Here is a 23,973-nt window from a genome sequence, read left to right as displayed (position 1 = left end):
GCATAATGTACAATGCGCACAAAATTTGAATGGTGAGGAAAATCAGCCAAATCCAATGTTAGTCGTTCGTAGCTTGCTCGCTCAGCATCTCAACAACTTCCTGAACACGTTCCTCATCGGCTTCGATACCACGCTCCCGGAGGATCTGGAGGGCAACCTCATCACCGTGGTCCGCAATTACCCGGAGACACGCATCTTGAAACTCTCTTCCCTCAAACTCGGGAACATCAAACATAGAACACGCAGCAGTTACCGATGATCGCATCCGGGTGACGCCATCCCACGTGTCCTCCCGGACATAGAAGCCGTGCATATCGGTCTCATCAAAGGAGAAGGCCGGTCCACCGGTGGATTCGTCCACATCCTCCTCATCCTGCTCAGGAATGGACTCAGTCTCCGACTCTGTGTCCTCAGTAGTTATCTCTTCATCCGGTTGCGGTTCATCCTGGGCGTCAGTACGTTCGTCGTCATCCGATTCGGCTCCTTCCTCCGTTTGTTTGAGCTGTTCAGCGACGTCCCCGAAACGGTCGTCCTCATTAGGCATGGCTGTGTTCCTCCACGAGGTCCGCTAAGTGATCGAAATTCGGGATCTGGTCGCAATCTTCGTCGAACTCCGAGACCGGCATTCCTTGCTTGAACGCGCGAGAAATCGCGGTCCGTTCGCGAATCCCTGGCTTCGGAATACTATCGATGGTGCGTTCCGAATCATCGAGGGCATCGAAGATCTCCGGGTCCACACGAGCGTACTCGGGGACGAATGAACCGAACTCCCGGTTGAGATTTTCAACGAGAGTCCGATGCTCGTTGCGTTGTCCCATTGTTTCGCGAATCATATTCGGAGTGACTGCGAGGATATCCAACCCGATATTCTGCCGGATTGGGGAGATCTGGCGTTCAATCATCTTATTGAGGCCGTTGATCGAGCCAGCACGCGGGATTAGCGGGATTATGACGCGCTGGACGGCGATGAGGGCATTGTCGGAGAGTTTCCCACGGCCGCCTGCGGCATCAATTATCACGTAGTCGTATCCGTTTTGAATGAGCGGATCGACGACGTTCCGTCGAAGCTTCACGTCTGCGAACCGTTCGTCCTTCAGCCTCGTCTCGACGTTCTCGAGCTCGTTACTCGACGGGAGTAGGTGAACGCCGAAGTCCGTCTCGATAAGCAGGTCTTCGGGGTCCTCACCATCGATAAGGGCGTCACCGAGGTTCGCATCTCGGTCGTACGCATCGTCGTATCCCAACTGGGTCGTCATGTGCCCGTCCTTATCCAGATCCAATAGTACCGTCTCATGGCCACGAGCAGCGAGTCGATCAGCGATGTTGAGCGCGATCGTGGATTTCCCTACCCCTCCCTTGAGCAACGAGACAGCTGCTCCGGGGAGCCCTTCAAACTCGTCAGCACTCATAGCTCAGCACCCCGTAAGAAGCGGATTTTGTACATTTTGTAGGTAATGTACATTGGGTAGATGTTGAAGGTTGCGCGAGTTTTGTCGATAATGTACGTTTTGCACTGGTCATACGCGGTCAATGATGCTCGTCCATCTTAATTCTGTGCCAGACAGATTGCGTACGCCATCTACACAATCTACATTTTGTACATTACGTAGATTGTTGGCACAATCTCAATTGGCATAATCACCGTCGACCCTACGCAATCTACATAATTTAGATAATCAGCATTTCATACGCATTCATCACAATCTTTGCCACCCACACGAACCAATTGAAGAAGCCCAATTTACATTATCTACATTATCCACATTATGCAGATTGGCTATGAGATCTACATTCTTCAGTCATTCAATGGGAGAGTCCCGAGTGATAGAACTCAGACAGAGCCGTTCTACCCCGTCTTCTAGTAAGACCTTTAGCTGTTACCGGATTATTGGTAACTACCAGATGTATGAGGTTCTCGACGACACGGCGGCACAGACTATCCTCGCCATCGAGAGTGGTGACTCCATCCGCCGTGTCGCCCAACACCTCCACACGCCCTACGAGACAGTGAGACAGGCCGTCAATCGGCTGGAAGAGGCAGGCTACGTTTCCTATGATGACGGCCTCACTGTAGTCGACGAGCGCGTACGCGACGCAGCGCTCGAGCTCGTCGCTGCCAGCGCTGGCGTCAGTCCACCCTCCATCGAGGAAACATACGTCATCCCACAATTCGGTGACTGGCCGTTCGCGTTCACGCGGATCGACGCCGTCTACGTGTGGACTCAGGGCGGCTACCAAGTCGGTCGCGAGCCCAACGACTATCCACTGTTCCTGGCTGTTCGTGAGCAGGACGTCGACGCCTGGGAGGGGTTCTTCGAGTCCTTCGACCTCCCGACCGCATTCGAACGACAGCCCCGAGACGAGCTTAGCGGACCGCTACAAATGGTCCTCGAGCCACGCGCGTCACTCGATATCGAGCACGTCGAAGGGTACCCGGTGATACCGAGAGCAGAGACGATCGAGTACATGCGCGAGAACTACGCCCAGTTCCAGTCGGCGCTGGCGATGCTCGACCGGATGTACGAGGACCTTGACCTCGGCGTCACGTATCGAGAGACCGAACGGGCGCAGCCATGAGCTTCAACAACCGAAGTGACGCGCTCATCGAACTGCTCGAGGAGCTCACCAAAGAGGGCCACGAGTACGTTCTTGTTGGCGGCTACGCTGTCTCAGCATTCAATGCTCGCTTCTCCACGGACCTCGATATCGTCGTCGCGCCGGATTCCAAAGCTGACTTCGTCGAGTTCCTCGAACAGCGGGGATTCGAGAAAACGGACAGCCACGCCAAAGAATGGTTCTACGACACCGAAGTAATCGAGTACGAGAAGCGGCTCACGCCGCAGCAGCCGATCGGCTTCGATCTCCTGGTGAACGGACTCGCGTGTCGCCAGACGGAGGCACAGTGGTCGTTCGACTACCTGTACGACCACAGCCACCAACAGGAGGTGAGCGGAGGCACAGTGACGACGACAGCCAGAGTGATCGATGGGGCCGTCCTCGTGGCGGCAAAGCTCCACAGCGGCAGAGAAACGGACCTTCGGGACGTCCTGGCGGTCGCAGAAGAGAGCGACCTCAACGCTGTCACACCCCACCTGCGGCGAGGGGACGACGATGAGCTCCGGGAGCAACTTGAGCGTGGTCTGGAGATCTTGGAGAGTGACGAACTCAAACACGGATTTCGGAGTGACTTCGGGGCCTCAGCTGTCTCAGAAGAAACGGTCACCGCTCTCCAAGAGTATCTGTCTGCACAGATTGACTACCTGAGCTGAAGCGGTCGGGACCCCCTTGCTCGGAAGTGAAGATAGGGCCCTTCAGCGGTGCTTGCAGTCAGTCGAAAAATTGGAGGGGCGGTGTCAGTCGACCGTCGCTAACACGCGGACATCCGTAGCTGAGTGTCGTTCCCGTTCAGTACGAGCACCGTGCTCGCGGAGGAACTCATCAATACGGTCGGCAAGGGACTCCGCATCCTCCCTATCGACGTGGACGATCAGCGTCGGACGCTCCTCGTCGCTGTTCTCGATCACGAGCGAGACATCCTTGAATTCGTCCGGCTGTCTATACGCCTCGAACTCATCGGCGACCTGGTCGGCCAGGTCGTCGAGTACCTCAATCGGTTCCTTTGTCATAGATTGTATTTCGGCTTTGGAAGGTTGTGCCATCGTGAACGAACGGAGCGGGCGTAACGTGACTTTCAGAACCACCTCCATCAGACAAACTCGAACGGATCCTTCTCACACCGATGGTTTACCGAGAAGAAGACAGATCCACGAAGGGACAAGGGGTTAGAGTGCTCGCGGATCGCTATCGACGATGCTCGCAACACTGACTTCTGGTGGCCGTACGGAAGATGGTGAGATGCCCGAGAACGCGGGAGTTAGATGTGGAGCAGTAGCTCACAGGGCCTCACGAACGCTTGAGATCCTGGTTAGATTACCAGCCACTGGTTAGCGACGATATGAACCCGACGACGGCCAACACGTCAATCACACCCAACAACGCACCGATAGCAACCCATCCCATCACGAGACTATTCGCTGCACCAGAGAACGGCCCGGAGAAAATGTCTGCCGGGGCAACACCGATTATCATCGATAGAATGAGGGTGAATAACAGGTACGCAAAATTTCCGACGACAAGCCCAATAACCAATCCAACGGGGTCACCTCCACCTCTACTCATTACTTCACGTGATTCTATCCGCTAGTACAAAGCTATCGCTTAGTCGGGCTTTGAAATACGAGCGGCGTCAAAACAACGTTCGCTGCCCCTCTAAACTCGACCGTCATTGTGGATGACTCATCCGTCTTTAGTTAAGCCTCACACCTCGGTTGTGTAGCGGTAGCGAGCGTCTCTTGTAAGATTGGTCGTTGCTGGTGGATCTTTTGAGCGTCTTCGATCAGCCGGTCGAGCAGCGGCGGCGGTGAGTAGCCGAGGAACTCACCGAGTTCGTGGAGAATGAGCTGGGCGTGCGACCGGAAGGTCGCCGCCCAGCGCTCTGTCGGAAACACAAGCTCATCATCCGCCTGCTCAGTGACTAGATCCAACAGATCGCGGCTTACAAGCAGCGACAGCAGCGCTGCGTACAATAAGATCCTCACCACGTGTTCGTCACTCGTGTCGAACTCGTCCAATTCGTACTGCGTCTTCAGCTCCCGGAACAGCAACTCAACTTCCCACCGACAGCGGTAGATCTCCGCTAAATCCGCCGGAAAGAACTCCTCCCTAGCTAAATTCGTCATGTACAGGTGGTAGTCGTCGGCGTCCTCGTTGCGGACGCCGACGACGCGAAATCGCTTCGTATCCAGCGACTGTGTCCCATTGTACGGCCCCCGTTTGAATTCGACTTCGACCTCCACATCGATGTATTTCCGGTCAAGGTCATCGAGAACAGCTCGGAGCTGCTTGCCCTCTAAGGGAATGGCGCGGCCGCGCCATTCCCGTAATTCTGCCGTAATCACCGGGTTTGCGTTCTGCTTCAGCCGACTCACGAAGTAGCCGTCGTTCTCGTCGATCAGCGCAAACCGGCGGTACTTGAAGTAGGCAAGATCGAACAACACGAGGCGATTCTCAAGCCACGGCCCTGTTTTGAACAAGGTGCTGTCGTGCGTTTTCTCGTTAGCAGTATCGAGCCGTTCAATCGTCTGCTCTGTGGCATTGTGGAGCAGGTGGAGCTTCGCTCCAGCCTGCTCCTCGTGGCGGGCTTCGAATTGGTCTGAGAGAAATTCGTGTAACCGCAACACCGTTCCATCAGCGATCATCACGTCTCTAAATCGGTCGATATCAGCGTCAACAGCGTTAGGAACAGCGACCTCGTCGAGACCGCGCTCGACGAGGTCGCGGAGATACTCTGCAAGCGTCGGTGTCAACCGCTGATAGAATCCACCCGGAGAGATCGTCTCATCGGCAGTAGAGTTGTAACAGCGTCTAAACCCGGCGAGTGTTCGGCTTTCGCCTGCGGCGAAGCCGAACACGAATGTCCAGACGAAGGCAGGGATCTGGAGCTTGCGGTCACGTTCGACCACGCCGAGTTCCTCGGCGTGCTCTTCGAGGAACTCAGAGGGAAACAGTGTAGTGAGTCGACGCATAATTCGAGATGAGGAGTCCTTGTCGTGCACAGACTGGACTTCCTCATTCCTTCCGAAAGATGCCTCGATAAGCCGCCGCTATCTCGCGGTTTCTCGCTTAACTAAAGACAGATGGTGTGACAGCTCTGGAGGTCTTCGGGGATCCCATATTCCTGCTTTACTGCTTGGATATCATCCGGTACGGTCTCTGAGAGGTCACCAGTGATATTCTCACGAAGATATGATGCATACTGCTCGCAACAGCTACATCCTGGTGAGTTAAATTGTTGTGCTGATGCCACTGCTACTGGGTCATCAATATCCCATGAGTTCGTGCTTGAGCCACCTAGACAGCCTGTAAGACCTAGTATTCCGATTGTACCACTATGTTGAAGCACCCGACGACGATTCCACGGTTGCGGCATTATTAGACGATACAACAGTAGTTCCCATACGCTTTACCCCTGTTACTAATAACCCGGAATGTGATCACAGTCGCCTTCGGTAGGATTGTCTATTCTAGGACACGCCGGTCCCACACTCCACTCTGTTTTCTTTCGAAACGGGAGTGATCCAGCAAGGCTACGCGCGGTGAACGCCTCAATCCACCATCCCAGATACCGTTCGGCCGGTTTCGATTCTTAACAGAAAGCGCGGTACATCGCCGAGGCCGTTGTTAGGCCCCCAGTAGCATCCGAAGTGACCCGCGAACGCCCATCGGGAGCCCGATCGCTCCGATGAAGAACGTCATAAGCCACCACCATGTGTGGTTCATCTCCTCTTTCGCATCAGCGAGATACCACACGATGCCGACAGTCACGACGAGTTTCAGCACGAACGTCGATCCGGCAAATCCAGTCGCCTGGTATACGAGATTCGTGACGACCAGCTTGGGGGAGTAGCCGAGAAACGTCACACCGATGAGGTTCTGTGCAGCGTCCCACAGCTGGCCAAAGACGGCCAGCAGAATCAGCGGGTGTCGAAGGTGTGTGACATTGACGAAACTCGCTCCCCAGTAGTAGAGCGCGGTCGCCCCGAGAGCAATCCCCGTCGTTGCGACAGGAACCCACAGACGGAGCGGGGTCGACGTCGAGAGGCCGTACCAAAGCACCCACCCGACAGCACCGACAGCCCACACCGACCCGATAAGCCCGACCGTTGACGGAATGGAACCGGTATTCCGATCACGCGCAAGTGCGCCGATGCCGAGCGCGAGGACGGTGACAGCGGTAACGACAAAGTAGATTGACGGCGTGATGAACCACACCGCGTAGTCCCCGAGTAGGCCGATGTCCTCGAGGGCGCGCATCGCTCCGCCGGCGATAATGATCGGGGCGAACCCGTAGGCCAGTCGTGCGTCAAACGTGACGTCGAGTTGATCGAGATACACTCGTAGTCCGGGGAGGCTGTACACGACCGCCGCGAGGTAGGTTACGGTGTTCACCGCGTTGTAGCCCCGAACAGCACGAATCCCCTCATGCATGACTGGCTCACTGGCAGCGTCAGCGACGACTGGTCCCCAGAGGTACTGCCAAATGAACTGGTCGAAGACGAGGCCCGGGAACGCAAGGATTCCCGCACCGATGAGGACGGGCGGAGCAAGTAGGTACAGCGCCCACCACTCGCGTGAGCCTGTTTCCGGAAGGGCGGTTTCGACGCGTCGCGTGACAGTACTCACGACTCGTTCACCTCCAAGCGCCACGTCGTGCTCTTAGAGCGCCCCCACTGTTCGAGTGAGACGAGTGAGAGGTCGTCCTGAAGTTGGCTGAGGTATTGCGCGACAGCCCTCGGAGAGCCGTCAAGATCACCGGCGATCTCGTGAGCCCGGAGGTACGTCGGTTCGCTACTGGCTGTCTCGACGAGGTACCTCCGAACCGTTTGGCGGGAAATATTCGACATTGAGATAGAGGCGACGGTTAGCGAAGGAACCCGAAGAGCTTGTAGTCGTGATCGGGGGTGTACCGCCGGAACAACAGGCTGTTCGTCAGCACCGACACCGACGAGAACGCCATTGCTGCTGCAGCGAGCACCGGCTGGAGCAGCCCGAGCGACGCGAGGGGAATCATCGCGGTATTGTATCCGAGCGCCCACACGAGGTTCTGCTTGATCTTCTGGAGTGTCGCGTCCGAGATTCGGATCGCCTTCACCACGTCGAGCGGGTCGTCGCGCATCAGCGTAAGGTCTGCAGCCTCGATGGCCACGTCCGTGCCGGAGCCGATGGCTGTCCCCACGTGCGCGACCGCGAGCGCGGGGGCGTCGTTGACGCCGTCTCCGACCATCATCGCCTGACGGCCCTCGTCTTGAATACTGTCGACCGCGTTAGACTTGTCTTCGGGAAGGACCCCTGCTCGGACATTCTCCGGGTCGATACCCACCTGTTTGGCGACCGCACGAGCAGTTCGCTCGTTGTCGCCCGTAATCATCATTACGTCGACGCCCCGCTCTTGGAGGGCTGTAACGGCCTGCTTGGAGCTCTCTTTGATTGTGTCGGCGTCAGCCACTACACCAACCAGTTTGCCCTCGGAAGCGACAAGCATCGCCGTCTTCCCCTCGTTTTCGAGGCGTTCCATCGTCTCCTCGGCGGGTGACGGGTCGATGTCGTTGTCTCGCAGCAACTTGCGGTTGCCGACCAGTACCTCGTTGTCACCAACAACCGCTTTGATCCCGTGACCAGGAACGTTCTCGAAGTCGTCGGGCTCAGTCACGTCCAGCCCGCGTTCTTCAGCCCCGTCGACGATTGCCCGCGCGAGCGGGTGTTCGCTTCCGCTTTCTGCTATCGCCGCCAGCCGCAGCACGTTGTCCTCGGAGAGGCGCTCACGAGTGCTGATCTGTCCACCATCTGGCGTCGGCTCGCCACCGTCAGTCACTGCATTTCCATCGCTATCGAAGACGACCACATCGGTCAATTCCATTTCACCCTCCGTGAGGGTGCCCGTCTTGTCGAAGACGACCGTGTCGACGTCTTTTGCGCGTTCGAGGATGTCACCGCCCTTGAACAGGACGCCGTTCTGGGCACCAATCGTCGTCCCGACCATCGTGGCTGCGGGCGTCGCCAGCCCCAGCGCACAGGGACAGGCGATGAGGATCGAGGACGCGAAGACAATAATCGCGAACTCGAAGACGGAAACGGTCCCACCGACCGGGGCCGGGCCGCCAGCGACCTGACCCCACAGCGGGAGCCAGTCGACGAAGCCAGCCAGTACCTCCGGGAACAGGAACCAAACAATGCCCCAGAGGAGAGCGTTCGCGATGACCGCAGGCACGAAGTACGCGGAGATACGGTCCGCGAGGTTCTGGATGTCGGGCTGGCGCGACTGCGCCTCCTTGACAGTCTGAACGATCTGTTGAAGAGCCGTATCTTCTCCGACCTTTGTCGCCTCCACGACAAGGACGCCGTTCTCGTTAATCGTCGAGCCGACGACCTCATCGCCCTCTTCCTTCTCTACAGGGACGGATTCACCAGTGACCATCGACTCGTCGACGGCGGACTGACCGTCGACAACGACGCCGTCTGTGGGAACCTTTTCACCCGGACGGATTTTCATCCGGTCACCCGTTGTGACTTCTTCGAGCGGAACTTCTTCTTCACTGCCGTCCTCGCGGATAATGGTCGCCGTCTCGGCTTCCATTTCGAGGAGCTTCCGGAGGGCCTCGCCCGCTTGCCCCTTCGACCGAGCTTCGAGGTAGTTACCGAGCGTAATGAACACGAGGATGAGCGCTGCCGTGTCGAAGTAGAGCCCACCTGCAATGAGTTCAGACAGGACTGCCACGGAGTAGAGATAGGCGGTTGTTGAACCGATTGCGATTAACACGTCCATATTGGCGCGGCCGTTTTTCACGATCGCCTTGTACGAGTTCTTATAGAACGGCCAGCCGAGGATCGCCTGCACCGGTGTGGCGAGGAGGAACTCGAGCCACCCGATTTCAACGCCGAAGACGGCATCAGGGACGATCGCGCCACCGAGCAGAAATTTGTCGATGAGGAAGAAGAGCAACGGAGCCGACAACACTGCCCCAAAGAGGGTCAGTCTGAGTTGCTTTTGGGTCTCAGCCTGTCGTGCGGCATCTCGTGCGTCTTGGCCCGACTCGTCGTCATCACCATCTTCGCGGACGGGCGAGTAGCCAGCGTCCTCAATAGCATCATACAGCGTATTGAGAGACACCTCTGCCGGATTGTAGGTGACCTGCGCTTCGTCAGTCGCGTAGTTGACTTCGGCGGTGACGACACCCGGTGTATTCTCGAGAGCAGTTTTGTTGGTCTCGGCGCAATTGGCACACGTCATATCGGAGATGGCAATAGACACCGTCTCCGAGACTATGCCGTAGCCCGCCTCATCGATCGCTTCATAGATTTCCTGGAGTGATACCTCATCGGGATCGTAGGTCACGGATCCCTCGTCGGTGGCGAAGTTCGCATCCGCCTTCGATACCCCGTCAAGGGATTCAAGGGTGTCCTGGATCGTTCCTGAACAGTTGGCACAGGACATCCCCGTAATATCGAGATGGGTTGTTCGGCTTGTCATGCTCATCTTACTATACGGGGTCTATGTTTAGGCGGTTTACTGTTTCGAGAAGGTGGTTATTGACACCAAGAAAATTTGGAATCCAAAGAGCGTACTATACACCCTCTTCGAGCCGCTGATAGCGGTCTTCAAACCGTGCGAGACAAGATGGGCAACAGAAGTGATAGATCTCGCCATCGATGCGCGTCGTCTCACCTTCATTGTCGACGGTATTGTTACATTCAGTGCAGGTGAGAGCAAATTCGACGCCGTCGATCGAAGGCGTCCATTCAGCTTCGTCGATCAAGGTGACTGAATATCCAGACATCCCAAGCCCATCAAACAGACTGTCTACCCACTGACGGACGTTCTGTGCCTCAACGCGGGCATAGAACCAGAGATCGCCTTCTGAGGTCGTGAAGACGTGTTCGATGCCGTCCGATTCCCGGACTCGCGTACGGGCCTCCTCGAGTGATTCCGGTTCGATTTCTGTTTGAATGAATACTGGAACACCGGCCCGAAGGTGCGCCCGGTTTACATCGATCGTGAAATTGTTGATAATATCTGCTTCCTGTAATCGTTGGACTCGATCGGAAACAGCTGGCCCGGACAAATCAACTTCTTCGCCGATGGCGCTAAATGGACGACGGGCGTTTTCGGCTAGTAACGAGAGAATCTCCAGATCTGTTTCGTCTAGGTTGCGCATACAATAGCGTCGCACCGCAGGATACATTATTGTTTCTCAAAATAAACCTTTGAGAGTGCGATTTTGAACTCAGAATGACTTTGGATTCTAAGCAGAAAAGCACATAGAATAGGGGGCCCTAATTATGTATGGATATGAGTCAGACCATCTCGGTCGAAGGAATGACCTGTGAACACTGTGAGCAAACTGTAGAGGAAGCACTCAAAGAAGTCGACGGAGTCACATCGGCGACTGCGGATCGGGACTCGGAATCCGCGACAGTCGAAGGAACAGCTGAATCAGATGACCTCGTGACTGTGGTCGAAGACGCCGGGTACGACGCCTCTACGTAAGCTATCACGTCACGACAGAAGGCGAGCGACGCCCCATCGTAGCGTATCTCGCCTTCACTGCTCCGAACGTTGAGTTTGTGCCAAGTGGCTAAGTGCGTCTGAGATCGATTCAACGGGTGTCACGCGTAATCCCTCGATAGTTACATCTGAATCGGTATCGCTGGGAACAATCAATTCGGTCGCTCCGAACGCCCGGGCACTCCGGGCCTTTGCTTTGATTCCGCCAACCGGGAGCAGCTTGCCATCGTCGGCAACGATTCCAGTGATGAGGGTTTCAGACGACAGCGACTGCTGGCGAAGACTGGCAATAAAAGCAACCGTAAGGCCGGCTTCCCAGCTTTTTCCACGGAGTGTAAGAGTGCCCGTCTCAGGTGAGACGAATGATACGTGCGTAGCCGTATCTCCAAGTGAACGACCAGTAAGACGGGTAGCAGTTTGTCTCGCCTCATCCAGTGCACGCTGGAGGTCGTGGCGGATCTCGATACCGTTCAGATTGACAAACAGCTCACCGTTGCCATCAGAAAACTCGAAATTGGTCGCGATAATGAGACCCGAGTTAGCTGCATCCACTGCCGGAAGATGGAACTGTGTGTCCGGGAGAGAGGCCGCCCCGCCTGCCAGTGTCGCTAGTGACTGGAAATCGGTATCTGACCGCGTGAGAGCGACTGCTCCACCGGCACCGCCTATCGATCCGAGACCCAGTCCGGCAAGAAATTCTCTCCGCGAAAGGAGGTCTCGCTCGATGCGAGAGACGATGTCGTCACTTGAGTCAGACGTGGATGCGGACGTTGTCTCTCGTTCGGTAGGTGGCATACTCTGGGAGTGTTTCGTGGGTAGTGATGGTACTATGTTACTTGGTAACGATTGTGAATCTATAAGAATGGTGTCGGTCAGAAATTCGGCGCAAAAACGAGTATTCCCGTGTTAGATTCCACACGACTATCTTGACGCATCCCCAATTAGTCAGCCGTGTCCACCAGGTACCGCTCTCTCTTCGCACTTGTGGCGATCAGTGCTGTAGTGACAGGTGTCGGTGTCTGGATCGCGTATCAGGTTGAGCTTGTACTCCTACCGGCTACGACCTCTCGCACCGGAATACTTCTTGTCGGTTTTATCGAGGAAACGTTCGTCCGACTGCTTCCGTTGATCGTAGTCTTCTATTTCTGGAGCTACTGGCGAAGCCAACTACTCTCGAAAACGGAGGGGATCTTGGCGACCGCCGCATCCGGGATCACTGTTGGGGGGCTGGAACTAATCTTCAAACTCGAATACTTGTCCCGGCTTGAAGCCACCGCCAGATTCGATGCGATGGTTGTCCCGATACTACTCGTGTATCTTCCATTCGCATTGGTAGCCGGTCGGTTCGTGTATGCCCTCGGTGAGCGTATTCACGGATCCGACACGATTGGCCTGCCATCACTGCCTCGAAGAACTCTTCTCTTCCTTTTGGGAGGGTATCTTACCCTCGCAATAGCACACGCTATGTATAACCTACTGGTATGACTCCTTAAACCGCGTCCGGCAGCGATAGAAAAGATGCCGGGAGCGTTCGTCAGCAATTAGTGGTCATCGCCAAGTGCACTCGAAACCATTCCGTTCAGTTCGGTGAGCTTCTCTCGGACAGTATCTGGTTTCTCCTCGGGTGGCTCTTCGAGCGCGATCTGTTCATGTGGATCTGGGTCGCCGACGATGACGCTCCCGAGCATACCGACCGTCTCGTGGGGCGTACAGTAGTAGTGGTAGACGCCCTCGGTCTCGAAAGTGTGCTCGAACGTCGCTCCTTCCTCCGAGCGGAGACCACTATCCCATGCTGCAGCACCATCGGGAACGAGCTGGGGTTGGTCGTTGTCTGGATGGTAGGCCGTCGCGGAGTGACTGCCGCTCTCGTTAGTCCACGTTACCGTCCCACCGACATTGACGCGGACGACGTGCGGTTCGAAGTGATATCCTCCGTCTTCGGTGACCATCGCCACCTCAGCTGTATCGCTCGGTTCCTCGACGGCTTCATCGTGACCTTCCTCGTCGTCATGCCCCGATTCTCCTTCGCTACTGTTCTCTCCTTCGTCATGCCCCGACCCGCCTCCGTCTTCGGTAGATCCCGCAGTGCTTTCGGCCCCACTATCACTGCCGTCTGATTCCGATCCAGTACATCCTGCGAGTCCAATAACCGCTGTACCACCAGTTAACTGGAGCACTCGCCGCCGGGTGAGTCCTGAATTGGTTGTCATAGCGTAGGTCACCTCACAGGTGAGAATACGAGGGGTGGGAAAATAGACGGGTGAGCTGTTTTGCGTGCGACGCAAAACTGGTCGTTACATACGTTTCGGCAGGGCATTAACTTGTATTGCGAGGAACAGCTGTGTCCACGGACCATCGCGCTGACGAGCTATTAGACCTCCTCGGGGAGGAACGGGTTCGTCAGATTCTGGCCGCGACGAGCCGGGACCCCCTCTCAGCGAAGGAACTGAGCGAGGAATGCGACGTTGCCCTCTCAACGATTTACCGCCGGGTCGAAGATATGGTCGCTAATGATCTGCTCGTCGAACAAACACAGATTGAGACTGACGGGAGCCATCATAGCGTGTACGAAGCAAACGTTGACCACGTCGATGTCGACATCGAAGATGGAACGATCGACATCAAGATGGACGTTCGTGAGGACGCCGCGCAGCGGTTCTCGCGTATCTGGGGCGACATCCGAGACACCTAACCATGCACACCGCACTCGTCATTGCAAAGCTCATCGCAGTCGGACTAGGGCTGTCGATAACGTATCAAGCGTATCGTGGATACAGGGTCTACGGTAGCGAACCAATGCTGTACGTCGCTATCGGATTCCTATTCATCAGCGTCGGGTCCGTAATCGAAGGCATTCTCTTCGACGTGGTTGGGTTGTCCATCTTCGTTGCTGGGACCATCCAGACTACACTTGTCGCGGCAGGTATGCTCATTATCCTTTATTCGCTACACGGACAAATGTCCCAGCCAACACAGGGGGGGCGATGAATCGTGACTACTGGATGGGAAGTCACGCTAATTGGAGTCCGTGTCTTTCTCCTCTTCTTGGGTATGGCGACGACAGCGATCAGCTTTCGCGCGTATCGTCAGGAACGGACTCGATACCTACGTGACGCAACGATCGGCTTCGGGTTCATGACGCTCGGTGTCCTCATAGAAGGTTTTCTCTACCAGCTCACAGCATTAACGCTCACGCAGGTGCATGTTGCCGAATCCGCTGCGTTGGCGTGTGGGTTTGCCGTCCTCCTCTGGTCTTTCATTCGGTGAGTTCTGAAACGCCGTCACAGTATTCAGGATCCCGATTCCCATCGGAATGAATTCGGAGGGAGATTAATATCGCTCCCGAGCACATATTCAGATACTATGACTGACACACTCCCGTTCGATGCCGTCCGCGAACTTGACGTCGACGGGACGACGTACAAGATGGCTGACCTTCGAGCACTCGAAGAACATGGACTCTGTGAACTCGACACGCTCCCGGTGAGTATCCGTATCCTCCTCGAATCGGTGCTCCGAAACGTCGACGGCGAAACCATCACCGCGTCAGACGTCAGAAATGCTGCTGGCTGGGAGCCGGACGTTCCGGACGCAGAGGTGCCGTTCTCTCCGTCACGGGTGGTCCTACAGGACCTTACCGGCGTGCCCGCAGTGGTCGACCTAGCAGCCCTCCGCTCCGAAGTCGATCGCAAAGACCGCGACCCCACTCTGGTCCAACCGGAGATCCCTATTGATCTCGTGATCGACCACAGCGTCCAAGTCGACTACTTCGACTCCGAGGACGCCTACGAGAAGAACGTCGAACTGGAGTACGAGCGCAACGCCGAGCGGTATCGCGCGATCAAGTGGGCGCAAAACGCCTTCGAGGACTTCAACGTCGTCCCGCCGGGAACCGGGATCGTTCATCAGGTAAATCTCGAACATCTCGGCCGTGTCGTTCACGCCCGCGAACAAGATGACGAGAACTGGCTTCTGCCGGACACACTCGTCGGCACGGACAGCCACACCCCGATGATCGGCGGTATCGGTGTCGTCGGCTGGGGCGTCGGGGGTATCGAAGCGGAAGCAGCGATGCTCGGCCAACCGATTACGATGAAACTCCCCGAGGTGGTCGGCGTTCGTCTCGAAGGCGAGTTACCCGAAGGCGCGACGGCAACGGATCTCGTGCTTCACATCACCGAACAACTCCGCGAGGTCGGCGTCGTCGACCGGTTCGTCGAATTCTTCGGGCCCGGTGTACAGAACCTTACTGTCCCGGACCGGGCAACGATCGCTAATATGGCACCCGAACAGGGGTCGACGATCAGTATGTTCCCGGTCGACGATCAGACGCTCGAGTATCTCGAACTCACCGGGCGCGACCCTGAACACATCGACCTCGTCCGCGAGTACCTCGAATCCCAAGGCCTGTTCGGGAAACAGGAACCGGAGTACACCGAGGTCGTCGAGTTCGATCTCTCAACTGTCGAACCGAGTCTGGCCGGACACAAGCGACCACAGGACCGAATCCCGATGGGGGACGTAAAACAGAGCTTCCGAGGACTTCTCCACGGGGAGTTCAAGCACGACCTCAACGATGTCGATGAAGAGGCCTTGCAGCGGTGGCTCGGTGAGGGGGGTGTAGCCGACGCAGAGACTGATGGCGGCGCTCAAGTCGAGGCCGAGTCCGAACTGCACCCGTTAACCAAACGCGTTGAGGTCGACCTCGACGGTGAAACGGTCGAAATCGGTCACGGTGATGTCCTGGTTAGTGCCATCACGAGCTGTACGAACACCTCAAACCCGTCGGTGATGATCGCCGCTGGTCTGCTCGCCCAGAACGCCGTCGAAAAAGGCCTGGACGTCCCGCCGTACGTCAAGACGAGCCTCGCACCGGGCAGCCGCGTCGTCACGCAGTATCTCGAAGAATCAGGGCTGCTTCCGTATCTCGAAGAGCTCGGGTATGCCGTCGTTGGCTACGGTTGTACCACCTGTATCGGTAACGCCGGACCACTTCCGGACTCCATCGAGCAGGCGATCGACGACCACGACCTCTGGACGACGAGTGTCCTCTCGGGGAACCGCAATTTCGAGGCGCGTATTCACCCGAAAGTCCGAGCGAACTACCTCGCGAGCCCACCGCTTGTGGTCGCCTACGGGCTCGCAGGGCGGATGGACATCGACCTCGAGAACGAGCCGCTGGGCACTGACGCTGAGGGTGACCCAGTCTATCTGGCGGACATCTGGCCGGACGCAGCCGACGTGCAGGCAGCAATCCACGAGAACGTCTCCCCGGAGATGTTCGAGGAGAAGTATGCCTCCGTGTACGAGGGTGACGAGCGGTGGGCTGCTCTCGACGCGCCAAGTGGTGACGTCTACGAGTGGGACGACGACTCGACGTACATCCGAGAGCCGCCGTTCTTCCAAGACTTTCCCCTCAAGAAACCCGGCGTCGCCGATATCGAGGACGCACGCTGCCTGCTGACGCTCGGCGATACCGTTACGACCGACCACATCAGCCCTGCTGGCCCATTCGGATCTGACCTCCCTGCCGGCCAGTGGCTGCTCAATCACGGCGTCGAGCCCCACGAGTTCAACACGTACGGCGCGCGCCGGGGCAACCACGAGGTGATGATGCGAGGGACGTTCGCCAACGTCCGCATCGAGAATGAGATGCTCGACAATATCGAGGGTGGCTATACGATCCACCACCCAACCGACGAGCAGACGACCGTGTTCGAAGCCAGCCAGCGCTACCGCGAGGAGGGCACCCCACTCATCGTGATGGCGGGCGAGGAGCTCGGAACCGGGTCGAGTCGTGACTGGGCAGCGAAAGGAACGGACCTACTCGGTGTCCGCGCAACCATCGGCGAGAGTTACGAGCGCATCTACCGCGACAACCTCGTCGGGATGGGTGTTCTCCCCTTACAGTTCGATGACGGCGACTCATGGGAATCTCTCGGACTGGACGGGTCGGAGGTCTTCACAATTCACGGTCTCGATGACGGTCTCGACGTGGTAGATGAATTGACAGTTATCGCCGAGCGCGAGGACGGTTCGACTGTCGAGTTCCCGGTCACGGCACAGGTCGGTACGCCGGCCGCCGTGACCTATATCGAACACGGCGGCATCCTCCACTACGTCCTTAGACAGCTACTCACGTAGTAACTCTGCATCTTCGTCTATTCTGTATAATTGGACTTCTGAATACTGCGTTCCGGCTCCGTTCTCGGACGTGTAGATTTGTGGAGAATATTAAATCCGAATAGGTCGTACCGTAGCGTATGATACGGATACTTATCGGCGTCCTCGGAGCTGTTACTACATTGTTCCCGGACAAGATAGTTGCGCTCTTTGAGAAACATGCGATCACTAATCCCAGTGAAGGCACCCTAAGGAAATGGGTAAACCCAGCTATACGATCAGAAGGAATTCTGATAGTCGTGATCTCCCTACTTGGTAGCCGATTGTATGCGTGGATGATGAATCTCACCGGGGCGTTCGGTGCAGCTGTCCTCATGTTTCCCGACCTGTATCGCAAGTTTGCTTCCACGGTCCTCTATGAGCGCCCAGATGCTATCGAATGGAACGAGCAATTCACGACAGGTGTACGAGTTATCGGCGCAGTATACGTTTTTCTGGGGGCAAAAACTTACAGAGACCGCCACAAGGAGACGTAGGATCATCCCCGACCACATCAGTCTCGCGAATGTTCGGTAGATGCCAGCCTGTTCAGAGGGCGTGTCAACTCACAGTAGCCCCCACGTTGAAGCATCCTCGGTTCAATTGCTCGGTAATGGACGATAAATCCCAAAGGGAGGCCGACGAAGCAGACCACGGCCCACACAGTCAGCATGATGGGCACGACGGACACGACGGACACGACGACCACGGTGGGATGCACGAAGGCCACGAGCAAATGTTCCGGCGGCGCTTCTTCGTCTCGACGCTCCTGTCGATTCCGGTCCTCCTGTACAGCGAAATGCTGCAGGAGTGGCTCGGGTTCTCCGTTCCCGCGTTCCCGGGTAGCGAGTGGATTAACCCCGCCTTCGCGGTCATCGTCTTCGCGTACGGTGGGGTGCCGTTCCTCCAGATGGCGGTCCCGGAGCTGAAAGACCGGTCGCCGGGAATGATGACGCTCATCTCGATGGCGATCACGGTCGCATTTGTCTACAGCCTCGCGAGCGTGGTCTTCCCGACACAGTCGGCGTTCTTCTGGGAGCTCGTGACGCTGATCGACATCATGCTGCTGGGCCACTGGATCGAAATGCGGTCCGTACGACGTGCCTCGAGCGCGGTCGACGAGCTGGCGAAGCTGATGCCCGATACCGCCGAGCGGATCAGCGACGACGGTGACACCGAGGAAGTCCCGGTGAGTGAACTCTCCGAGGGCGACCTCGTACTCGTTCGACCGGGCGCGAGTGTTCCTGCTGACGGCATCGTTGAAGAGGGTGATTCGGACGTCGAGGAGTCGATGATCACGGGCGAGTCGAAACCAGTTTCTAAGAAACCCGGGGATGAGGTCATCGGCGGGACGATCAACGGCGACGGCAGTCTCCGCATACGTGTCGGTGCAACGGGCGAGGAGACGACACTCGCAGGTATCATGCGACTCGTCGAGGAAGCCCAACAGAGCAAGTCCAAAACGCAGGTGCTGGCTGACAGAGCGGCTGGCTGGCTGTTCTACGTTGCCCTCGGGGCAGCAGTCGTGACAGCAATCGCGTGGACCATCGCGGTCTCGTTCAACGCGACTGTCATCGAGCGTGTCGTCACGGTACTCGTCATCGCCTGCCCGCACGCGCTCGGGCTTGCCATCCCGCTGGTTGTCGCCATCAATACGTCACTCGCGGCTCGCAACGGAATGCTCGTCCGCGACCGGATTGCGATGGAAGAGGCACGAAATCTGGACGCCATCATTTTCGACAAGACGGGGACGCTCACCGAAGGCGAACACGGCGTCGTCGATATGGCGACCGTCGACGGCGTCGACGAGGACGACGCACTCACGCTGGCGGCGGGTGTCGAGAGCGACTCCGAACACATGATCGCTCGAGCTATCCGCGAGGCCGCCAACGATCAGGACCTCACCGCGCCTGACGCGACCGACTTCGAGGCGATCAAAGGCCGGGGCGTCCGCGCGAACGTCGACGGAAATGAGGTGTACGTCGGTGGACCGAACCTGTTGACCCAGCTCGATAGCGAGATCCCCGACCATCTCCAGCGCTTCGCTGACGAGGCCGGACAGAACGCCCAGACAGTGGTGTATCTCGTTCGTGACGGAGAGCTAATCGCCGCCTTCGCGATGGCCGACGTGATCCGCGAGGAGAGTTTCCGCGTCGTCGACGCGCTCCACGATCTGGGTATCGAGGTGGCGATGCTGACAGGGGACTCCCAGGACGTCGCCAACGCCGTCGCCGACGAACTGGGCATCGACACGGTGTTCGCGGAAGTCCTCCCCGAAGACAAGGACGAGAAAGTCCAGGAACTCCAGGACCAGGGCAAGCTCGTGGGGATGGTCGGCGACGGTGTGAACGACGCGCCGGCGCTGACCCGGGCCGACGTCGGTATCGCGATCGGGAGCGGCACCGACGTCGCCGTCCAGTCGGCCGACGTCATCCTCGTCCAGAACAACCCGATGGACGTCGTTCGGCTCGTGAAACTCAGTAAGGCGAGCTACCGGAAGATGCAGGAGAACATCGTCTGGGCGGCCGGCTACAACGTGTTCGCGATTCCGCTCGCAGCGGGCGTCTTGGCACCGATCGGGATTCTGCTGTCGCCCGCTGTGGGTGCGCTCCTGATGTCGTTGAGTACAGTCATCGTTGCCATCAACGCTCAGCTGCTCCGCCGCGTGGACCTGTCCATCCCCGAGCTTCCAAGCGGGACACCAGCGACTGACGCACAACCTGCAGACTGAAACGCTCCCGATCGCTTCGGAGCTTCTTTCAATTGAGTTCGGTTGATGGACAGCAAATGGCGATACTGCGTGATTTCGGTGGGTATCGCTATGCAGTCACCGATTCCACAGTTTTCCCGAGGGATACGTAGTTTGGTATACACAGACGCTTCCTCTGATGGGCTACATTGTTGCACCAGCACTAGGTTTATACCGCTTGACGGACTTCTTTCTAACATGAGCCTCGAAGAGACGGTTGACTACCTCGCCGAGGAACTCGACCTCGAGCGAAGTGAACACGTTCGCGAGGTCGGACAGTCGGTCGCCGAGCTTCGCGACTGATCAGAACATTTCTCTGAAGTCCCGTTCGACCAGTCCGTTCTCCAGATACGTGAGGAACTCTTGTTTCGTTGGTCCTTGACGGTCAAGTAGATCGTCCCGTCCTGCTCGTTCGAGAACTGCCTGCGCGAAGTCCGTACAGTGAGATTCGTGCTGCCCAGCATACTCTGTGAGGGCTTCTCGCCAGTGCATATCCAGCTCGAACTCGGCTAATCGGATTTGGATCCCGTCTTTCCGTTCGACGACGTCGACGTCCAAGTCTTCGAGTTGCTTGAAACGGAGGTTGTTCCGGCGGACAGTAATGAGCCGTTTGGAATCGACGATATAGGGATCGACCCACTCTCGCCAGGAATCGTCGTCGACGTGCGTTCGTGGCATCTCAAAATCCGGGTCCACACTCTCAATACAGAACTGCAGCATCGCAATGCCAGTTCGATGGTTCGCATTCGGGAGGGAATGTCGGAGGATCAAATTCGACATCACCTCTCCAGCGACGGTCGGAAGCGGTGCTCCCCAGGAGACGTGATCGAGTGCCTGCTGGATCTTTTGCGGTTCGAACTCCTTGTAGAGCCGGAACTCATCCTCATCTCGAACATCGACCGCGGCTTCGAGCAACTCCACTAATCGGAATGCGACAACCTGCCCAGCACGGGGGAGGTCACGAATACGGTCGCTCAGCCATTCCTGATCGAAGTCGACCTCTCGGGCTGATTCGATCTCTGAATCGCCTTCGTAGAGCACATAGACCGGTGTTTCAAAGGGGTACCCGATGAGCTTTGTCGACTCGTCGGATTGCTCTCGCTGAGACAGGATTTCTGCCACCGATGCCGAGCTATATTTGAGTGAGAAATTCTCGGCCTGGGGGTGGTGATAGAAGACGAGCCGAGCCATCTTACTGTGGATTCGTGGGAAGTGGGTAAAGCAGTCCCGTTTTTATAATGACTCTACGACGGAGTGGGTGCGTTCACATCTTCTAAATACTGACTTTCCCACTCACGTCGCGCCTCGATTTCCCGCAATCCGCGTTGCGTGACCGTGTACACGTTCGTCCGCTTGTCGAGTTCACCCTTCTCCAGCAGTCCTTTGTTGACGAGATCGTCGAGATTCGGATAGAGGCGGCCATGATTGATCTCATGCTCGTAATAGTCGTCGAGTTCGTCCTTGATTGCGAGCCCATGTGGTTCCTCGAGCCCGGTGGTTACGTACAAGATATCCCGCTGGAACCCAGTTAGATCGTGCATCTGCCTGTTCTCTATTTTTGAGGGGTGGCATATGTTCTCTCTGGTACTCAGATGCCAATATTCGATACGACGAGGCGAGAACCCTGCGTGAGAACTTCGAACCTTTATATGGTGGACAAGAGAAGTCCGCGATGGAATGTCTGACCTAATCGTCAAAGCAGCCGTGAAGGACGCGCTCTCGGACCACAACGTCTCGGCAGATTTCTACGACGCCCTCAACGAAGAGGTCGCCGAACTGCTCGACGACGCCGCCGAGCGTGCCGAGGCCAACGACCGGAAGACGGTCCAGCCCCGCGACCTCTAATTCGGAAGGTACCACACCGACGCTCGAAGTCACTCCCCGTTTTAAGGGGGTTGTGACTGGAAGGTACTCCTATGAGTGTCACAGCCGAATCAATTCAAGTCGAGAATGTGGTCGCGTCGTCCGATATCGGTCAAGAACTCGATCTGGAAACGCTTTCTGAGGATTTAGGAGCCACCGACTACGATCCCGATAACTTCCCTGGACTCGTATATCGGATGCACGATCCTAAAGCCGCAGCGCTCATTTTCCGCTCGGGGAAAGTCGTCTGTACGGGTGCAAAAAGCGTCGACGATGTGACGACTGCGTTGGAATACGTCTTCGACGAGCTCCGTGAATTGGGTGTCGATGTCGCTACCTCTCCAGATATCGAAATCCAGAATATTGTCTCAAGTGGGGACCTCGACCACACACTCAATTTGAATGCGATTGCGATCGGCCTCGGTCTCGAACACATCGAATACGAACCAGAGCAGTTCCCGGGGCTCGTCTACCGGCTTGACGACCCGGACGTCGTCGCACTCCTCTTCGGGAGTGGAAAGCTCGTCATCACGGGCGGAAAACAGCTTGACGATGCTGAACAAGCGCTTACAGTGATCGAAAACCGGCTCACTGACCTCGGGTTACTGGAGTAATTCAACGACACAGAACAGTTGGCAGGGTACACTGGCACTGGTGAGTACATTTTTGAATCTGCTCTCCCCGTGTTAAGTTAGTGCGATGGCTGATGCCGAACGGGAGGTAGATGATGTCCTGTCCGGGAATGTTCTTTCAGTCCAAGAGCTGAACGACCGAATTGCATCGGTCGTCCAGGACACGCCTGCCCTCAACGGCGTCCGCTGTATTGGCGAGGTCACGGATCTCCATCAGAACAGTACCGCCCTCTATTTCACCCTGACTGACGGCGACGCCGAGCTCCCCTGTATGATCTGGGCGAACCGTTACCGGGAGATGAATGTCGGCCTCGAGGACGGGACCGAGGTCATCCTCGAAGGCGATATCGACTACTGGACAGAGGGCGGGAAAATCGACCTCAAGCCGTGGGAGGTGATCGTCGTCGGCGACGGCGATCAAGCAGCTGCCGTCGAGCGACTACGAAGCGAACTCGAAGAGCGTGGCTGGTTCGACGACGAGCAGAAACAGCGCCCGCCGGCGTTCCCAGAGCGGGTTGGGGTCGTAACCTCCCTCCGTGGCGATGCCCGTTATGACATCCAGAACGCGATCCACGAACAGGACCCTACCGTCGACATCCTGGTGAAGGACGCCACCGTCCAAGGGTCGGAGTCGCCCACATCCATCGCGAACGGCATCCACCATCTGGACCGCTCCGAGGACGTCGACGCGATTATCGTCGGTCGCGGTGGCGGGAGCGATTCGAACCTCCAGGCGTTCAACACCGAGCGGGTCTCGGAAGCTATCTTCACCGCAAACACCCCGATCGTCACGGCGATCGGGCATACTGACGACCGGTTAATCGCCGATCAGGTCGCGGATGTGGCAACGATCACGCCGACGGCCGCCGGTGAGTATATCGTGAATTCCCGCGAGGAGTTCTTGGCGGGCGAAGTCAAGCCGCTGGCACAGCAACTCGACGCCGCGTACGAGACCTTCCAGCAAGAGCACGAACATGAACGGGAGCTTGCCGAAGCAGTCGACGAGGCGGCCGTACCCGAGGGCCTCCCGCCGGTCTATTACAAGGCCGCAATCGCTGTGCTGTTGTTGCTGTTGTTGGCTATCACTGGGCTTTGGTTGGGGGTGATCTGAGCGTGGCAAACGACCAAGAGATTCACGACCGGCTGACCCGTGTCGAAGAAATCATTGAGCAGCTCGATGCGGATGAGTGTGATCTCGATGAAGGGACAAGGCTCCACGAGGAGGGTCAGGAACGCTTGGCCGAGGTGCGAGAAATCCTTGACAACGGGCGTGGAGAGGTCGTGGAACTCGAGTAGAGGCCATCCTAACCTTAACCAACAGACAACGGAATCTAGCCCCATTGTTGGTTAACCGTACCCTTGCGAGGTGAACGAGCTATCCGGTTATAATTTACTTTAGATTTTTGCGCCAGTTGGTGGCCAGAAAGCATATACCGATCTTCTAG

Annotated in this window: 25 protein-coding genes; 13 read left to right on the top strand and 12 right to left on the bottom strand. The window is 57.0% G+C overall.

Going from position 1 to position 23,973, the window contains the following annotated elements:
• Positions 1–58: 58 nt before the first annotated feature.
• Positions 59–544, bottom strand: coding sequence for a hypothetical protein (locus tag OKW78_RS14135; RefSeq protein ID WP_121513335.1), 486 nt, complete (start codon positions 542–544; stop codon positions 59–61).
• Positions 537–1,409, bottom strand: coding sequence for a ParA family protein (locus tag OKW78_RS14130; RefSeq protein ID WP_128904668.1), 873 nt, complete (start codon positions 1,407–1,409; stop codon positions 537–539). Before OKW78_RS14130 ends, OKW78_RS14135 begins: the two co-directional genes overlap by 8 nt.
• Before the next feature lie 493 nt (positions 1,410–1,902).
• Here OKW78_RS14130 and OKW78_RS14125 point away from each other — a divergent pair, with 493 nt between their 5' ends.
• Positions 1,903–2,577 carry a helix-turn-helix domain-containing protein gene (locus OKW78_RS14125; RefSeq protein WP_136689351.1) on the top strand — a complete coding sequence of 225 codons (675 nt, stop codon included), beginning with the start codon at positions 1,903–1,905 and terminating at the stop codon, positions 2,575–2,577.
• A complete protein-coding gene (locus OKW78_RS14120; protein WP_210113941.1) occupies positions 2,574–3,269 on the top strand; it encodes a nucleotidyltransferase family protein in 696 nt (231 codons plus the stop codon). The genes OKW78_RS14125 and OKW78_RS14120 overlap by 4 nt, the downstream gene beginning before the upstream one ends.
• A gap of 84 nt (positions 3,270–3,353) precedes the next feature.
• Here the strand turns inward: OKW78_RS14120 and OKW78_RS14115 are convergent, their stop codons facing one another.
• The 6 genes from OKW78_RS14115 to OKW78_RS14085 all read right to left on the bottom strand — a co-directional run bounded on the left by OKW78_RS14115 (position 3,354) and on the right by OKW78_RS14085 (position 10,772).
• Entirely contained in the window at positions 3,354–3,707 is a 354-nt protein-coding gene (locus OKW78_RS14115; protein ID WP_210113942.1) for a hypothetical protein, read from the bottom strand.
• 223 nt (positions 3,708–3,930) lie between these two features.
• Positions 3,931–4,179, bottom strand: coding sequence for a hypothetical protein (locus tag OKW78_RS14110; protein ID WP_210113943.1), 249 nt, complete (start codon positions 4,177–4,179; stop codon positions 3,931–3,933).
• Positions 4,180–4,310: 131 nt separating this feature from the next.
• Complete coding sequence (locus OKW78_RS14105; protein ID WP_281195724.1) at positions 4,311–5,585, bottom strand: IS4 family transposase; 1,275 nt, start codon at positions 5,583–5,585, stop codon at positions 4,311–4,313.
• A 655-nt stretch (positions 5,586–6,240) separates the two neighbouring features.
• Positions 6,241–7,242 (bottom strand): DUF63 family protein, encoded by a 1,002-nt coding sequence (locus tag OKW78_RS14095; RefSeq protein ID WP_004048647.1) that lies wholly within the window; start codon positions 7,240–7,242, stop codon positions 6,241–6,243.
• A gap of 238 nt (positions 7,243–7,480) precedes the next feature.
• Positions 7,481–10,087, bottom strand: coding sequence for a heavy metal translocating P-type ATPase (locus OKW78_RS14090; RefSeq protein ID WP_004048645.1), 2,607 nt, complete (start codon positions 10,085–10,087; stop codon positions 7,481–7,483).
• Between the two features lie 94 nt (positions 10,088–10,181).
• Positions 10,182–10,772: an AsnC family transcriptional regulator gene (locus OKW78_RS14085; protein ID WP_080505591.1), complete on the bottom strand. Its 591-nt coding sequence runs from the start codon at positions 10,770–10,772 to the stop codon at positions 10,182–10,184.
• Between the two features lie 134 nt (positions 10,773–10,906).
• On the opposite strand from OKW78_RS14085, the gene OKW78_RS14080 reads away from it, so the two are divergent.
• Positions 10,907–11,104 (top strand): heavy-metal-associated domain-containing protein, encoded by a 198-nt coding sequence (locus tag OKW78_RS14080; protein ID WP_080505595.1) that lies wholly within the window; start codon positions 10,907–10,909, stop codon positions 11,102–11,104.
• Positions 11,105–11,158: 54 nt separating this feature from the next.
• On the opposite strand, the gene OKW78_RS14075 is transcribed toward OKW78_RS14080, so the two are convergent.
• Positions 11,159–11,674 carry a S16 family serine protease gene (locus OKW78_RS14075; RefSeq protein WP_160163143.1) on the bottom strand — a complete coding sequence of 172 codons (516 nt, stop codon included), beginning with the start codon at positions 11,672–11,674 and terminating at the stop codon, positions 11,159–11,161.
• Between the two features lie 399 nt (positions 11,675–12,073).
• Here OKW78_RS14075 and OKW78_RS14070 point away from each other — a divergent pair, with 399 nt between their 5' ends.
• The gene (locus OKW78_RS14070; RefSeq protein WP_123624173.1) at positions 12,074–12,607 is read left to right on the top strand and encodes a hypothetical protein; all 534 of its coding nucleotides are present in this window, start codon (positions 12,074–12,076) and stop codon (positions 12,605–12,607) included.
• A 56-nt stretch (positions 12,608–12,663) separates the two neighbouring features.
• On the opposite strand, the gene OKW78_RS14065 is transcribed toward OKW78_RS14070, so the two are convergent.
• Positions 12,664–13,332: a plastocyanin/azurin family copper-binding protein gene (locus OKW78_RS14065; RefSeq protein WP_080505589.1), complete on the bottom strand. Its 669-nt coding sequence runs from the start codon at positions 13,330–13,332 to the stop codon at positions 12,664–12,666.
• Positions 13,333–13,463: 131 nt separating this feature from the next.
• On the opposite strand from OKW78_RS14065, the gene OKW78_RS14060 reads away from it, so the two are divergent.
• From OKW78_RS14060 to OKW78_RS14040, 5 genes are all read left to right on the top strand, one after another.
• Positions 13,464–13,814 (top strand): winged helix-turn-helix domain-containing protein, encoded by a 351-nt coding sequence (locus tag OKW78_RS14060; protein WP_004048640.1) that lies wholly within the window; start codon positions 13,464–13,466, stop codon positions 13,812–13,814.
• 2 nt (positions 13,815–13,816) lie between these two features.
• On the top strand, positions 13,817–14,110 hold the full coding sequence (locus tag OKW78_RS14055) for a hypothetical protein (RefSeq protein ID WP_049909250.1): 294 nt from the start codon (positions 13,817–13,819) through the stop codon (positions 14,108–14,110).
• Positions 14,111–14,485: 375 nt separating this feature from the next.
• A complete protein-coding gene (gene acnA, locus OKW78_RS14050) occupies positions 14,486–17,266 on the top strand; it encodes an aconitate hydratase AcnA (protein ID WP_004048637.1) in 2,781 nt (926 codons plus the stop codon).
• Between the two features lie 119 nt (positions 17,267–17,385).
• Entirely contained in the window at positions 17,386–17,781 is a 396-nt protein-coding gene (locus OKW78_RS14045) for a hypothetical protein (RefSeq protein WP_080505588.1), read from the top strand.
• A 218-nt stretch (positions 17,782–17,999) separates the two neighbouring features.
• The gene (locus OKW78_RS14040; RefSeq protein ID WP_210113944.1) at positions 18,000–20,015 is read left to right on the top strand and encodes a copper-translocating P-type ATPase; all 2,016 of its coding nucleotides are present in this window, start codon (positions 18,000–18,002) and stop codon (positions 20,013–20,015) included.
• A gap of 321 nt (positions 20,016–20,336) precedes the next feature.
• On the opposite strand, the gene OKW78_RS14035 is transcribed toward OKW78_RS14040, so the two are convergent.
• Both OKW78_RS14035 and OKW78_RS14030 read right to left on the bottom strand, forming a co-directional pair.
• Positions 20,337–21,224 carry a hypothetical protein gene (locus OKW78_RS14035; protein ID WP_210113940.1) on the bottom strand — a complete coding sequence of 296 codons (888 nt, stop codon included), beginning with the start codon at positions 21,222–21,224 and terminating at the stop codon, positions 20,337–20,339.
• A 53-nt stretch (positions 21,225–21,277) separates the two neighbouring features.
• Complete coding sequence (locus tag OKW78_RS14030; protein WP_210113939.1) at positions 21,278–21,574, bottom strand: PadR family transcriptional regulator; 297 nt, start codon at positions 21,572–21,574, stop codon at positions 21,278–21,280.
• 136 nt (positions 21,575–21,710) lie between these two features.
• Between OKW78_RS14030 and OKW78_RS14025 the strand changes: the two genes are divergently transcribed.
• The 4 genes from OKW78_RS14025 (at position 21,711) to xseB (ending at position 23,824) form a co-directional block, all read left to right on the top strand.
• Entirely contained in the window at positions 21,711–21,878 is a 168-nt protein-coding gene (locus OKW78_RS14025) for a DNA-binding protein (RefSeq protein ID WP_004048632.1), read from the top strand.
• A gap of 71 nt (positions 21,879–21,949) precedes the next feature.
• Positions 21,950–22,510, top strand: a complete 561-nt coding sequence (locus OKW78_RS14020) for a TATA-box-binding protein (RefSeq protein WP_049987858.1) — start codon at positions 21,950–21,952, stop codon at positions 22,508–22,510.
• An 85-nt stretch (positions 22,511–22,595) separates the two neighbouring features.
• Positions 22,596–23,639, top strand: coding sequence for an exodeoxyribonuclease VII large subunit (xseA, locus tag OKW78_RS14015; protein WP_210113938.1), 1,044 nt, complete (start codon positions 22,596–22,598; stop codon positions 23,637–23,639).
• A gap of 2 nt (positions 23,640–23,641) precedes the next feature.
• Entirely contained in the window at positions 23,642–23,824 is a 183-nt protein-coding gene (gene xseB / locus OKW78_RS14010) for an exodeoxyribonuclease VII small subunit (protein ID WP_049987856.1), read from the top strand.
• The last annotated feature ends 149 nt before the right edge of the window (positions 23,825–23,973 follow it).

Origin of the sequence: Halorubrum sp. F4 (genome assembly GCF_027257195.1) — an archaeon.
Lineage (GTDB): Archaea > Halobacteriota > Halobacteria > Halobacteriales > Haloferacaceae > Halorubrum.
Note: the sequence above shows the minus strand (reverse complement) of the source record. Positions and strands in the feature narration are given on the sequence as shown.